The sequence below is a fragment of the Alloalcanivorax balearicus MACL04 genome, assembly GCF_025532145.1.
Taxonomy (GTDB): domain Bacteria; phylum Pseudomonadota; class Gammaproteobacteria; order Pseudomonadales; family Alcanivoracaceae; genus Alloalcanivorax; species Alloalcanivorax balearicus.
This window is the reverse complement of the sequence record NZ_ARXS01000026.1, coordinates 47,089-60,152: the sequence shown is the minus strand read 5'-3', so window position 1 is coordinate 60,152 and position 13,064 is coordinate 47,089. Positions and strand designations below refer to the sequence as shown.

Here is a 13,064-nt window from a genome sequence, read left to right as displayed (position 1 = left end):
TCCCTCTAAACCGCGATGAACCAAAAAAAAGGGGGCTTGCGCCCCCCATGTGGACCACCCTTTGCCTGGATTAGCGGGCCGGACGAGGAACCCTGAACCAGGCGGCGTACAGCGCGGGCAGAAACAGTAGTGTCAGAGCGGTGGCGACGATCAGTCCGCCCATGATCGCCACGGCCATCGGGCCGAAGAAATCACTGCGGGACAACGGAATCATCGCCAGCACCGCGGTGAGCGCGGTGAGGGCGATAGGCCGGAAGCGCCGCACCGTGGATTCAATGATGGCTTCGTATTGGCCGCGGCCCTGGGCCAGATCCTGGCCGATCTGGTCCACCAGAATCACCGAGTTGCGCATGATCATGCCGGCCAGCGCGATGGTGCCCAGCATGGCGACGAAGCCGAACGGCTGACCGAAAAACAGCAGGAACAGGGTGACGCCGATCAGCCCCAGGGGCGCGGTCAGGAACACCATAGCCGTCAGTGAGAAGCTGCGCAGTTGCAGCATCAGTAACGTCAACACCACCAGCACGAACAGCGGCATGCCGGCGTTCACCGATTTCTGGCCGCGGGCGGATTCCTCCACGGTGCCGCCCACTTCCAGCAGGTAGCCCGGCGGCAGGGCATCACGGATATCCTGCAACGTGGGCTGGATCTTGTTGACCAGCGTGGCGGGCTGTTCGTCGCCGTAAATGTCGGCGCGGACAGTCACCGTCGGCAAACGATTGCGGTGCCAGATGACGCCTTCCTCGAAGCCGTATTCCAGGGTGGCGATCTGGGACAGCGGCACACTGCGGCCGTCCTCGTTCTGCACCGCCAGACTCGGCAACAGCCCCAGCGCCTCGCGCTCGCGGGCATCACCACGGACTTCCACATCGATCAACTCGTTGTCTTCCCGGTACTGGCTGACCGCCACCCCGGACAGCGAGCTTTGCAGCGCCTGGGACAGATCGGCGGTGTTGACGCCGAGCGCCCGGGCACGGTCCTGGTCGATGTTCAGGCGCACCACCTTGCTGGGTTCTTCCCAGTCCAGATGCACGTTGCTGACCTGCGGTTGCTCGCGTATTCGTTCCGCCACCTGGCGGGCCAGATCACGAACTTCGCCGATGTGTTCCCCGGATACCCGGAACTGGATCGGGTAGCCCACCGGCGGGCCGTTCTCCAGACGCGACACCCGCGAACGCACGGTGGGGAAGTCCGCCGCCAGCGTGTCGATCAGCCAGGAGCGAACTTCTTCCCGCTCCTCAATATTGCGGGTCAGCACAACGAATTGGGCGAAGCTCGCCGCCGGCAGTTGCTGGTCCAGAGGCAGATAGAAGCGGGGGGATCCGGTGCCGACATACGCCACGTAGTTCTCCACCTGGTCGTTTTCCGCCAGCAGGGCTTCGAGCCGCTCCGCCTGAGCCTGACTGGCTTCCAGTGAACTGCCTTCGCTCAGCTTCAGATCCACCATCAGTTCCAGTCGCGCGGAAGGCGGGAAGAACTGTTGCGGCACGAAGCGAAATAGCGCCACCGCGCCAATGAAGATCGCCACCGTCATCACGATCACGGTTTTGCGGTGGTAAACACACCAGCTCACCAGCGCGCGGAAACGGCGGTAAAACGGCTTCTGGTAGGGGTCGTGAACTTCACCGGCGTCATTGCGGCGGGCCAGATTGGGTAGCAGTTTGTCGCCCAGGTAAGGCACGAACACCACAGCGGTAATCCAGGACACCAGCAACGACAACGTCACCACCTGGAAAATGGAGCGGGTGTATTCACCGGTGCCGGACTGAGCCGTGGCGATCGGTAGAAAGCCGGCCGCGGTAATCAGGGTGCCGGTGAGCATGGGGAAGGCGGTACTGGTCCAGGCGAAACTGGCCGCCTTGATCCGGCTCAGGCCCTGTTCCATCTTGATCGCCATCATCTCCACCGCGATGATGGCGTCGTCCACCATCAGCCCCAGCGCCAGCACCAGCGCCCCGAGCGAAATCTTGTGCAGGCCGATGTCGAAGTAATTCATCAGAGCGAAGGTCATCGCCAGGACCAGGGGAATGGACAACGCCACCACCAGACCGGTGCGCAGTCCCAGCGAGAAAAAACTCACCAGCAGCACGATCACCAGGGCCTCCACCAGCACCCGCACAAAGTCGCCGACGCTGGCGCGTACCGCCGCCGGCTGGTCGGAAACCTTATGCAGCGACAGGCCGGCCGGCAGAGTGTCCTGCAGGTGGGCGAATTCCTTTTCCAGATTTTCACCGAGGGCGAGAATGTCGCCGCCTGCCTTCATGGAGACCGCCAGGCCAATGGCGTCCTCCCCCATGAAACGCATGCGCGGTGCTGGCGGGTCGTCGAAGCCACGGTAGACCTTGGCGATGTCCTCCAGGCGCAGGGTGCGGCCCTCGAACCGGATGGGGAAGCGGCGGATCTCCTCCACGCTTTGGAAATTACCGGAGGCGCGCAGGCGCACGCGGTCGGAGGGTGTCTCAAAATAACCGGCGTCGGAAACCGCGTTCTGTTGCTGCAGGGCCTGTTGCACCGCGCCGAGCGGAATACCGAGGGCGGCCAGCTTGGTATTGGACAGCTCTACCCAGATTTTCTCGTCCTGCAGGCCAAGCAGCTCCACTTTGCCCACGTCCTTGACCCGTTGCAGGGCCAGTTGCAGGCGGTCGGCGTAGTCTTTCTTCAGCGCGTAATCGAAGCCGTCACCGGTGAGCGCGTAGATATTGCCATAGGTAGTGCCGAACTCGTCATTGAAGAACGGGCCCTGGATACCCTGGGGCAGGGTGTGGCGGATATCGCCCACCTTCTTGCGCACCTGATACCAGAGATCGGGAATGTCGTCGGAGTGCATGTCGTCCCGCGCCATGAACATGACCTGGGACTGACCGGGGCGGGAAAAGGAGGTGATGCGGTCATAGTCCCCGGTTTCCATCAGCTTCTTTTCGATACGCTCGGTGACCTGACGGGAAACGTCCTCGGCGCTGGCGCCGGGCCACAGCGTGTTCACCACCATGACCTTGAAGGTGAACGGCGGGTCCTCGCTTTGTCCAAGCTGGCTGTAGGAAAGCGCGCCGAGGGCGCCCAGAAGGATCATCGCGTAGAGCACCAGGGCGCGGTTATGCAGCGCCCATTCGGACAAATTGAAACGCATCCTCAGTGTCCCCCGTCGCCGAAGTCCACCTGCCGATTGCGACGATCCACCGGTTTCACGGTCTGGCCTTCGCGAAATAACTGGGCACCAGCGGCGACGATCCAGTCACCGGCTTCCAGGCCGGCCAGCACCGGCACCTCGTCTTCCTGGTAAGGCCCCACGCGGACAGGGGCTTTCACCAGGGTCTGGTCCGCCGGATTCACCTTCCAGACATAAGGGGCGCCTTCCTCGGCGGTGAGGGCGCTGAGCGGGATGCTCATGCGGGTGCCACCTTGTGGGAAGAATACCCGGGCGCTTTGTCCCAGATCGGCGGGCACGTCGTCACTGGTGAAAGCCACCCGCGCCGCGTAGGTGCGCAATTGCGGATCGGCGGACGGGGCGATCTCGCGGACCCGGCCGTCGTAGTGGTCACCGGGCCGCGACCACAATTCCACTTTGACGTCCTGTTTGAGAGAAACCTGATTGACGTGGTTTTCCGGGAGATGGATCAGTACTTCACGATCGCCGTCGGCGGCCAGCGTGAACACGGTCTGACCGGCCGCCACCACCTGCCCGACTTCGACCTGGCGGCTCATGATGACCCCGTTCCGGGGCGCGTGCAGTTCGGCGTAACCGGCCTGGTTGCGGGCTACTTCCAGATCGGCGTGGGCCTGGCGCAGCTGTGCCGCGGCGGCTTCGAGCTGGCTGCTGACCGAATCGTACTGGGACTGGCTGATCACCTTGCGTTCCAGCAGGGTCTGGTAGCGTTTCTGCTCACTGAGCGCCAGATCATGGTCGGCCTTGGCGGCGGCCACCCGGGCCCGGGAAGCATCCAGCTGCAGGCGCACGTCGCGAGGGTCGATACGGGCCAGCGGCTGTCCCTTCTCCACCCGGTCTCCGACCTCCACCAAACGCTCGATCACCTTGCCGCCGACCTGGAACGCCAGATCGGGCTCGTAGCGGGCGCGGACCTCGCCGGCGAAGCTGTCGTGGCCGGCGCGGGTGCTGTCCGGCTGGACCACCAGAGCGGTGCTGATGGTGCGCTCGGTGGTGGCGGCATCACCGCTGCAGCCGCCAAGCGCGCTGGCAAGCAGAGCGCCAAGAAACAGCAGGGGCAGGCCGGAAGCGCCCACGCGGTGAGTGGGTAAGTGCGATGTGGATCGGTTGCGGCGAGTCATGGAACACCTTATCCCTTGTTGGTACCCCCGGGCGGGAAAGAGCGCCTGCGGATAGCAGTAACAACAACGTCGTTATTTTGTCGGTTGAATGGTAAACTCGCCGGTATAGTAAAATTAGTGAACTCGCCAGTCCACCATTTGTTGAGATCATGTCGAACAATCTGACCCGCAGCGGCCCGGGCCGCCCCAAAGACCCCGCCAAACGCGACGCCATCCTGGCCGCCGCCACCACCTTGTTCCTGGAACAGGGTTACTCCGGCACCAGCATGGATGCCATTGCCGCCGCCGCCGGTGTCTCCAAGCTCACGGTTTACAGTCACTTCAAGGACAAGGAGGCGTTGTTCGCCGCCGCGGTGGAGATCAAATGCCAGGGGCAGATGCCCTTGCCGATCTTTCATTTCGACGAGAGCCAGTCGCTGGAACAGGTGTTGCTGCGTATCGCCCGCTCCTTCCATGAACTGGTGACCCAGGACGACGCGGTCAATCTGATGCGGCTGATGGCGGCCCAGGCCGGGCAGGACCAGACCATGGCCCGGTTGTTCTTCGAGGTGGGTCCGCAAAAGACGCTGCTGGATATGGAGCGGCTGCTGGCGGAGCTGGACCGGCGCGGATTATTGCGGGTGACGGCGCCGGATCGCGCCGCCGATCATTTCTTTTCCCTGATCAAGGGCTGCCATGAGATGCAGGTGCTGATCGGTTGCGGCGAACCGATGACGGCGGAGGACGCCGAAGCCCATATCACCGATGTGGTGGCCATGTTCCTGCGCGCTTATGCGCCATAGAGACGCACGGCGAGCAGCACCACCAGCAGTGCCAGCACGGCACTGATGCTCTGCCAGAAACGCACCGGATGGCGCTCCATCAGCGGTGCCCGGATGGGATGCGCCAGACCCGGATTGGGATGGCGCAGGTCATGGATAAATTCCGATAACTCCCGATAACGCTTGTCCGGATGCGGATGCACCGCCTTGCGCAGGGTTCCGTCCACCCAGGCCGGCAGATCACGGTCGTCGCGCAGGGCACTGCGATAGCGGAGCCGGTTCTGCGCGGCCCGGGTCCGGCACTGGGGCACGGTGGTGCCGTAGGGCAAATCCCCGGTCAGCAGTTGATAGGTGATGACACCGAGGGAAAACAAATCAGAGGCGGTATCGCCCGGTTCTCCGAGAAAGTACTCCGGCGCCATGTAAGGCAAGGTGCCTTGCGGCGCTTCCCGGTCCCGGGGCGGGGCCAGCTCCGCCAGCCCGGCCACGCGGGCGGCGCCGAAGTCGATCAGGGTGACGGTGCCGTTGGCGTCGACCATCACGTTCTCCGGGCGCAGGTCCTGGTGCAGCATCTCCCGCCGATGAAAGGCGTACAGCGCGCGAGCGATCTGTTCCACCAGATCCCGAACCGTTTCCAGCGAAGGGTTGGGGTGGTCGCGCATCCACTGAGTCAGGGTTTTCCCGTCCACATAGTCCGTCACCGTGTACAGGTAACGACGTTGCCGTTGCCTTGGCGGCGCCTTGAGAACGTGGGGATGGTCGATGCGATGGGCAATCCATTCCTCCATCATGAACCGTTCCAGAAAGGCGCGATCAGCGGCGCGGTCGATGGCCGGGGTTTTCAGTACCACGGTGGCGCCGCTGTCCAGATCCTCCGCCAGATAGACATGGCTGCGGCTGCTCGCATGCAGCTCCCGCAGAATACGGTAGCCGTCGAATTCCATGCGAACCTGCAGCTCCGGCGGTAGCGGCAGATCGTCAAGGCGGCCGGACAGGGTCGATGGCTCCGCCCGCGGCAACCGGTCGACGCGCAGTACCTGCACGGTCAGGTTATCCTCGCTGCCGCGTTCGTAGGCCAGTGCCGCCAGGGTCTTTGCCGCCTGTTGCGGATCGGTTTGCGAGGCCAGAGTGCTGATCAGGGTGTCGGCATCCAGATACTCGTGGACGCCGTCGGTGGCCAGCACGAACCAGTCCCCTTCCGTTACCGGCATGCTGAGATGATCGATTTCCGCGCGGGCGTTCATGCCCAGCGCCCGGCTCAGGTAACTCTGCTCCTGTGACACCCACAACCGGTGATCTTCGGTGAGCTGTTCCAGGACGCCATTACTCAGCCGATACAGGCGGGCATCACCCAGATGGAAGCAATGGGCGCTGTCCCCCTTGATCACCAGAGCGGTAAAAGTGCATACGTAGCCCCGGTCCAGGTCATAACGGTATTGGCTTTGGCGGGTTTGCGCGTGCAGCCAGGCATTGGTGGCGTTGATCACCCGTTGCGCGGATTGCCGTACCGACCAGGTCTCCGGGGTGCTGAAGTAGTCTTCGAGAAAGCTGCTGACCGCGGTTTCCGAGGCGATGTGACTGACGTTGCTGCTGCCGATGCCATCGGCCAGCGCCAGCACCAGCCCCTTGCTGGTCAGCGGCATTCCCTCGGGAATCAGCGCGCCGTGGAAATCTTGATTGACGGCTTTGCGGCCTTTGTCGGAGTACTGTCCCAGGGATACCTGAAGGGAGGAAGGCATGGTGTTGGGCGCCCCGTCCGTGGCCGGAGCGCGGTCCTTTCGGTTGCTGCTCCCGGGATTACAGGGAACGTTTCGGCGCGGTGCGCACATGGGTGGTATAGAGAGTCAGACCGGTGAAGGCGAGGCCGCCCACCAGGTTGCCCAGCGCTGTGGGAATTTCGTTCCAGATAAAGTAGTCCGCCACTGAGAAATCGCCGCCCATCAGCATGGCGCAGGGGAACAGGAACATGTTCACCACCGAGTGCTCGAAGCCCATGTAGAAGAACAGAAAGATCGGCATCCACATGGCGATCACCTTGCCGGAAACATTGGTGGAAATCATCGCGCCCACCACGCCCATGGACACCATCCAGTTGCACAGCATGCCGCGAATGAAAATGGTGATCCAGCCGGCCAGGCCATACTCGGCATAGCCGAGGGTACGGGATTCACCAATAGCGGCCAGCTTTTCGCCCACGGCGCCAGGGTCGGTGTTGAAACCGTAGGTCAGAATGAACGACATCATGAACGCCACCGTGAGCGCACCCGCGAAGTTGCCCAAGAATACAAAGCCCCAGTTCTTGAGTATGCGGTTGGCGGTCACCCCGGGTCGCCGATCCAGCAAGGCCAGAGGGGTCAGCATGAAAACGCCGGTCAGGAGATCGAACCCCATCAGATACAGCATGCAGAACCCCACCGGGAACAGCAGAGCGCCGATCAGGGGGTTACCGGTTTGCACGGTGATGGTCACCGCCATGGCGGCTGCCAGAGTCAGAATGGCCCCGGCCATGAAGGCGCGGATCAAAGTGTCGCGGGTGGACATGTAGATCTTGGATTCCCCGGCGTCCACCATTTTGGTGACGAATTCGGAAGGCACTAGGTAAGACATGGTCGCACTCTCTGGATCATCAAGGTTTGCGGAAAGCCCTTAAAAGCGTCGTTCTATTGCTAGGGAAGGGAGCAGCAAGAACCGCACCAGGAGAGCAGAGAAATCATTAACTATTTGATATAAAAGGAGTTTATTGTTTTGGTGGTAGTGGCGACCCAGATCCGGTTCGAAAGTATGGCGCCATTGTGGTGCATTGGCCCGGGTCCGTTTTGGTGCTTTACCGGAAGGCGTGTCGTTAATTGTGCGGTATCGGCAATCGGGGTAGGCTGCCGGCTTCCCCCTGCCGGCCTTCACCATGCTTCAACACTTCCTGGAACACTTTGGCTATCCCGCCCTGTTCGTGGGGACCTTTCTGGAAGGCGAGACGATTCTGGTACTGGCGGGGTTCCTGGCGTTCCATGACTATCTGCGTCTGGACCTGGTGATATTCACCGCTTTCGCCGGTGCTTTTTGCGGCGATCAGCTCTGGTTTCTGCTCGGGCGTCACCATGGCCGGCGGTTGTTGCGACGCAAGGCGCGCTGGGAAGCGGCGGGGGAAAAAGCCTTGGGGCTGGTGCGGCGCCACCCGGATCTGTGGGTGCTGGGTTTCCGTTTCGTCTATGGCCTGCGTACGGTGATGCCGGTGGTGATCGGCCTGTCCGGCTATCCGCCGCGCCGGTATTTGCTGTTCAATGCCCTGGGCGCCGCGATCTGGGCAACGGCACTGGGCTTCGCCGCCTTCCATTTCGGCACCCTGCTGGAAGGGCTGCTTGGCCATCTGAAACGCTACGAGTTTTATGTGTTGGGGGGCCTGCTTCTGATCGGTGTGCTGATGTGGCTGTGGCGCCATTTTCGCGCACCTCGCTGACACGCGATTCGCCGCCCTCAGCGGTGGGACATCCATGGTCCACGAACCGCTTTAGTCTTTCTATACCCTGAGCTCAGTACATATCGTTTTCCCCGAGCCCGCGGTCTGGCTACCTTGCGATTCTGGTTTTCCTGACAGAGAAGCGAGCCTGCCCCATGATCACTGTATTCACGGATTCTTCCCCCAACGGCTTCAAGGTCACCATTGCTCTTGAAGAGCTGGGGCTGCCTTATGCGCTGGAACAGGTCAATCTTCATGCTGGCGAGCATCGCCAATCGTCTTTCCTGGCGATGAACCCCCATGGCCGGATTCCCGTCCTGCGTGATGAGCAAACCGGAGTGACGCTTTTTGAGTCCTCGGCGATCCTGTTGTATCTGGCGGAAAAAACCGGGCGCCTGCTGCCGGAGGCGTTGACGGCCCGTTGGGAAGCGATCAAATGGCTGCAGTTTCATTCCGCCAGCATGGGGCCGATACTGGGGCAGCGCGTGCATTTCGAGTTGTTCGCGCCGACCCGGTTGCGCGAGGCTATTGATCGTTACCGGAGCTTGAGCGAGGAAGCCTTCGCCACGCTGGACCGGCATCTGAGTAGCCGGGTCTTTCTGGCTGGCGACAGCTATTCCATCGCCGATATCGCCACCTTCGGCTGGACGCATATCGCCGTGATTTGTGGGTTCGGATTCGAGCACCATCGCCATTTGACACGTTGGCATGATGCCGTGGCGCGGCGGCCGGCGGTAGGGCGTGGCGTGATGCTGCCGGCACCGGCCACCGGGCCGTGACGTTTTTCAATATCAAGAACAGGTTCCAGGGTGATCAGGTATGACGTACAGGGCTGATGTGTTAGCCACGCCGCTGGGGCCGATGATTGCCCTGGTTGATGAGCAAGGTGCTCTGGTGCGTCTGGAGTTCGTTGATGGGCAGCATCATCCGGCCAGTGTGCATTGGCGCGGCCTGTCCTATGTTCAGGATGCGGCGGCTGTCCGTCCTGTGGCGGAGCAACTGGACGCTTATTTCGCTGAGCAATTGACGGATTTCGACGTGCCGCTGGCGCCCCTGGGTAACGCTTTTCTGCAAGAGGTCTGGCGCCATCTGCGGCGAGTGCCCTACGGCACCACCATCTCCTATGGCGAGTTGGCAACGCGGCTGCCCCGGCCTACTTCGGCGCGGGCTATTGGCCGTGCCAATGCGGTCAATCCGATCGCCATTATTGTCCCCTGCCACCGGGTGATCGGTGCCGACGGCAGCCTTACCGGCTACGCCGGAGGGATCGAACGCAAGCAGGCTTTGCTTGAGCTGGAGCGCGCGCTGCCGCAGCGGAGTTTGTTGTGATCAGTCCTCGCCGCACGATGCCTCCTGTGCCAGCCATTCTCTGAAGAGTGTCATGGCCGGCTTTTCCTGTACCGAAGACGGCGACACCAGATAATAGGCGAAATCCGATGGCCAGGGTTGATCCAGAGCCAGTACCAGCCGGCCGGCATCAATTTCCGCCCGGGCATGCACGTCCCGGATCAAAGCGAGACCCTGCCCGGCCTCCGCCGCCCGGATCAGCAGCAGCTCGTCATTGAAGGCGGGCCCCCGGTCGGCATGAGCCGGTTCGTTTATTCCCAGTGCCTTCAGCCACAGTACCCAGTCCGCCCGGTTGCTGTTTTGCAGTAATGGAAAGGCCAGGCAGTCGGCGGGTTCCTGGATCAGTGGTCCCCGGGCTAACAGGGCGGGGCTGGCCACCGGCACCAGCACCGACGCCATCAGGCGCTGGCATGCCAGCCCGGGGTAATCGCCCAGGCCGTGACGGATCGCCACGTCCACCCGGTCGCGCTGAAAGTGGATCAGATCGGATGAGGCCTCCACGCGAACATCGATATCCGGGTGACGCTCGGTGAAGCGGCCGAGACGGGGCACCAGCCAGGAGGCGGCAAAGGACGGCGTGGTGCTCACGGTCAGTGTTTGCCGGGCGTTCCGGGCTTCCAGGCTGCCCAGGCTGCGTTCGATCTGTTCGAAGGCCTGGAGCAGGGCGGGATAAACCTGTTCGCCGGCTTCGGTGAGCTGCATGCCCTGGCGGGTTCGGATAAACAGAGGGGCCCCGATCCGCTCTTCGAGCTGTTTCAGTTGCTGACTGACGGCGCCGGGCGTAACCCCCATCACCCCGGCGGCGCGCTTGACGCTGCCATGGCGTCCGATTTCAGTAAAGGCGCGTAGGGCCAGTAACGGCAGAACTGCACTCATGATTTAGTTTGCCTATGTAGAATGCTTGAGAAAGATTGGATTGCTGTTCTTTAAAAAAAGGGAGTTTCTCTGTTTTGGTGTCATTTTGGAATTTAGTTTTTCTGAATAAAAAACAAAAATCTCCAGGTCCGAAAAGGGCGAGTAGCGGACGGCACCGGGGGGTATGATCGGTTCCATGTGGATTGACGATGATCAGTGTTATCAGGCCCTTCGCACCCGCGATGTTCGTTTCGACGGGCGCTTTTTCGTGGCGGTGTCCTCCACCGGCGTGTACTGCCGGCCGGTGTGTCCGGCGCGTCTGCCGAAGCGGGAGAACTGCCGTTTCTTCGCCAGCGCCGCGGCGGCGGAATCCGAAGGCTACCGTCCTTGTCTGCGCTGCCGGCCGGAACTGGCGCCGGGGGATGCCAGCGTGGACGCGAACCGGCGCCTGGCCAGACAGGCGGCGGAATATCTGGATGCCGGGGCGGGCGATGGGGAATCGCTGACGACTCTGGCGGAACGGCTTGGCGTCACCGATCGCCATTTGCGCCGGGTTTTCCACTCCGAATTCGGTGTGGCGCCGGTGGAATACGCGCAAACCCGGCGCTTATTGCTGGCCCGGCGCCTGTTGCGCGACACCGGCCTGACCATTACCGAGGTGGCGCTGGCCGCCGGTTTCAACAGTTTGCGGCGCTTCAACACCCTGTTCCGGGGGCGTTATGGGCAGCCGCCCTCGGCATGGCGACGGGCCGCGTCGGGGCGTCGCACCAGCGACGGCGAATTGGTCTTTCATTTGAGCTATCGGCCGCCCTTTGATTGGGAGGCGCTGCGCGATTTTCTCGCCGCCCGGGCCATTCCCGGAGTGGAAGGCATGGAGCGGGGACAATACCGGCGTACTGCGTTGATCCGGCGTGGCGACAAAGTTCACCGTGGCTGGCTGACCGTGGCGCCGGGGCCTCGCAACGGACTCACGGTGACGTTGTCCGAGTCTCTGGCACCGGTGGTGCCGGAGGTGTTGGTTCGCTTGCGCCGGCTGTTCGATCTGGACGCCCAGCCGGCGCTGGTGGCGCAACGGTTGGGTTCGCTGGCGGCGGCGCGGCCGGGGCTGCGGGTGCCGGGGGCCTTCGATGGTTTCGAAGCGGCGGTGCGCGCGGTGCTGGGACAACAGATCACGGTCAAGGCGGCGCGAACTCTGGCCGGTCGGGTGGCGGCGTCACTGGGCGAGCCGCTGGACACGCCGTTCGAGGATCTGACCACCACCTTCCCGGAGGCCGCCGTGGTGGCCGCCGCCGAGGCGGAGACGCTGGGATTGCTGGGCATCATTCGCGCCCGGGTGAAGGCGATCCAGGCGCTGGCCGCTGCCTGTGCCGAGGATCCCATGCTGCTGTCGCCGGCGGCGGATGTGGAGCGTACCCTGACCGAGCTCAAGGCTCTGCCCGGCATTGGTGACTGGACCGCCCAATATCTGGCGATGCGGGCGCTGTCCTGGCCGGATGCGTTTCCCGCCGCTGACCTTGGCGTGCTCAAGGCGTTGGGGGAGACTTCGGCGGTGGCGGTGAGGCGGCGGGCGGAGGCTTGGCGCCCCTGGCGCGCTTATGCGGTGATGCATCTTTGGTTCGGTGGCCAGGAGGACAAGACCCCATGATCGAGTATCACGCTTTACCCACATCCCTGGGCGCGTTGTTGCTGGCGGCGGAAGACGACGCGCTGGTGGGCGCCTGGTTCGAAGGGCAGAAATACCATCCTGACCCGCGTCCCTGGCGGCACAATCCGGCGCATCCCCTGCTGTTGACCGCCGCGAATCAGGTGCGCGCCTACTTCAGCGGGGAGCGCCGCGATTTCGATTTGCCGCTGGCGCCACGCGGGACCGAATTTCAGCGCCAGGTCTGGGGCGCCCTGAGGGAAATCCGTTGTGGGAACACCTCCACCTATGGCGAATTGGCGCACCGGCTCGGCCGGCCCCGGGCGGTACGGGCGGTGGGGGCCGCAGTGGGCCGCAACCCCTGCTCGGTGATTATCCCATGTCACCGGGTGCTGGGAGCGAATGGCAGCCTGACCGGCTATGCTGGCGGCATCGATCGCAAGGCCCGGCTGCTGGCACTGGAGGGCGGCGTACCCAACAACGGCTCCCTGTTTGATTGACCACGGCCGCAGGTTGATTCGCGAGCAAGCTCGGCTCCCACAGCGGCTTCGTAGCCCACTTTGTGGGAGCCGAGCTTGCTCGCGAATACAGCGCCCATGGTGGACCCACGAAAGCATCGCGGAGAACCGCTTGGACAGCGACTGAACCTATTTGTCGAAATCCCCGGCCGCGAGACGACTAGCGATGAACAGCGGCTCTGGCCGCCTTTTCACCACCACCT

General features: G+C 62.9%; 11 protein-coding genes. 6 read left to right on the top strand and 5 right to left on the bottom strand.

The annotated features are described in order from the left end of the window. Positions 1-70: 70 nt before the first annotated feature. Positions 71-3,127: an efflux RND transporter permease subunit gene (locus MA04_RS17775; RefSeq protein ID WP_262461908.1), complete on the bottom strand. Its 3,057-nt coding sequence runs from the start codon at positions 3,125-3,127 to the stop codon at positions 71-73. Between the two features lie 2 nt (positions 3,128-3,129). Beyond that, positions 3,130-4,284, bottom strand: coding sequence for an efflux RND transporter periplasmic adaptor subunit (locus tag MA04_RS17770; protein WP_240342810.1), 1,155 nt, complete (start codon positions 4,282-4,284; stop codon positions 3,130-3,132). A gap of 149 nt (positions 4,285-4,433) precedes the next feature. On the opposite strand from MA04_RS17770, the gene MA04_RS17765 reads away from it, so the two are divergent. Next, positions 4,434-5,066 carry a TetR/AcrR family transcriptional regulator gene (locus MA04_RS17765; protein WP_262461906.1) on the top strand — a complete coding sequence of 211 codons (633 nt, stop codon included), beginning with the start codon at positions 4,434-4,436 and terminating at the stop codon, positions 5,064-5,066. Here MA04_RS17765 and MA04_RS17760 read toward each other — a convergent pair. Further along, positions 5,054-6,784, bottom strand: a complete 1,731-nt coding sequence (locus tag MA04_RS17760; RefSeq protein ID WP_262461904.1) for a bifunctional protein-serine/threonine kinase/phosphatase — start codon at positions 6,782-6,784, stop codon at positions 5,054-5,056. The two genes, MA04_RS17765 and MA04_RS17760, sit on opposite strands and share 13 nt — an antisense overlap. A gap of 58 nt (positions 6,785-6,842) precedes the next feature. Beyond that, positions 6,843-7,652 carry a formate/nitrite transporter family protein gene (locus tag MA04_RS17755; protein WP_262461902.1) on the bottom strand — a complete coding sequence of 270 codons (810 nt, stop codon included), beginning with the start codon at positions 7,650-7,652 and terminating at the stop codon, positions 6,843-6,845. Positions 7,653-7,947: 295 nt separating this feature from the next. Between MA04_RS17755 and MA04_RS17750 the strand changes: the two genes are divergently transcribed. The 3 genes from MA04_RS17750 (at position 7,948) to MA04_RS17740 (ending at position 9,828) form a co-directional block, all read left to right on the top strand. Then, positions 7,948-8,499, top strand: a complete 552-nt coding sequence (locus MA04_RS17750) for a DedA family protein (RefSeq protein WP_014992810.1) — start codon at positions 7,948-7,950, stop codon at positions 8,497-8,499. Between the two features lie 155 nt (positions 8,500-8,654). Next, complete coding sequence (locus MA04_RS17745) at positions 8,655-9,278, top strand: glutathione S-transferase family protein (protein WP_014992811.1); 624 nt, start codon at positions 8,655-8,657, stop codon at positions 9,276-9,278. A gap of 40 nt (positions 9,279-9,318) precedes the next feature. Beyond that, positions 9,319-9,828 (top strand): methylated-DNA--[protein]-cysteine S-methyltransferase, encoded by a 510-nt coding sequence (locus MA04_RS17740; protein ID WP_262461898.1) that lies wholly within the window; start codon positions 9,319-9,321, stop codon positions 9,826-9,828. Here the strand turns inward: MA04_RS17740 and gcvA are convergent, their stop codons facing one another. Continuing rightward, positions 9,829-10,722, bottom strand: coding sequence for a transcriptional regulator GcvA (gene gcvA / locus MA04_RS17735; protein ID WP_262461897.1), 894 nt, complete (start codon positions 10,720-10,722; stop codon positions 9,829-9,831). Between the two features lie 175 nt (positions 10,723-10,897). Here gcvA and alkA point away from each other — a divergent pair, with 175 nt between their 5' ends. Continuing rightward, on the top strand, positions 10,898-12,346 hold the full coding sequence (gene alkA, locus MA04_RS17730; RefSeq protein WP_262461896.1) for a DNA-3-methyladenine glycosylase 2: 1,449 nt from the start codon (positions 10,898-10,900) through the stop codon (positions 12,344-12,346). After that, on the top strand, positions 12,343-12,843 hold the full coding sequence (locus MA04_RS17725; RefSeq protein ID WP_262461895.1) for a methylated-DNA--[protein]-cysteine S-methyltransferase: 501 nt from the start codon (positions 12,343-12,345) through the stop codon (positions 12,841-12,843). Before alkA ends, MA04_RS17725 begins: the two co-directional genes overlap by 4 nt. Positions 12,844-13,064: the final 221 nt, after the last annotated feature.

What these genes read in the sequence shown, in the direction of transcription:
- MA04_RS17775 (WP_262461908.1), bottom strand. Translation starts at nt 3,127, where the DNA reads ATGCGTTTCAATTTGTCCGAATGGGCGCTGCATAACCGCGCCCTGGTG.
- MA04_RS17770 (WP_240342810.1), bottom strand. Translation starts at nt 4,284, where the DNA reads ATGACTCGCCGCAACCGATCCACATCGCACTTACCCACTCACCGCGTG.
- MA04_RS17765 (WP_262461906.1), top strand. Translation starts at nt 4,434, where the DNA reads ATGTCGAACAATCTGACCCGCAGCGGCCCGGGCCGCCCCAAAGACCCC.
- MA04_RS17760 (WP_262461904.1), bottom strand. Translation starts at nt 6,784, where the DNA reads ATGCCTTCCTCCCTTCAGGTATCCCTGGGACAGTACTCCGACAAAGGC.
- MA04_RS17755 (WP_262461902.1), bottom strand. Translation starts at nt 7,652, where the DNA reads ATGTCTTACCTAGTGCCTTCCGAATTCGTCACCAAAATGGTGGACGCC.
- MA04_RS17750 (WP_014992810.1), top strand. Translation starts at nt 7,948, where the DNA reads ATGCTTCAACACTTCCTGGAACACTTTGGCTATCCCGCCCTGTTCGTG.
- MA04_RS17745 (WP_014992811.1), top strand. Translation starts at nt 8,655, where the DNA reads ATGATCACTGTATTCACGGATTCTTCCCCCAACGGCTTCAAGGTCACC.
- MA04_RS17740 (WP_262461898.1), top strand. Translation starts at nt 9,319, where the DNA reads ATGACGTACAGGGCTGATGTGTTAGCCACGCCGCTGGGGCCGATGATT.
- gcvA (WP_262461897.1), bottom strand. Translation starts at nt 10,722, where the DNA reads ATGAGTGCAGTTCTGCCGTTACTGGCCCTACGCGCCTTTACTGAAATC.
- alkA (WP_262461896.1), top strand. Translation starts at nt 10,898, where the DNA reads ATGTGGATTGACGATGATCAGTGTTATCAGGCCCTTCGCACCCGCGAT.
- MA04_RS17725 (WP_262461895.1), top strand. Translation starts at nt 12,343, where the DNA reads ATGATCGAGTATCACGCTTTACCCACATCCCTGGGCGCGTTGTTGCTG.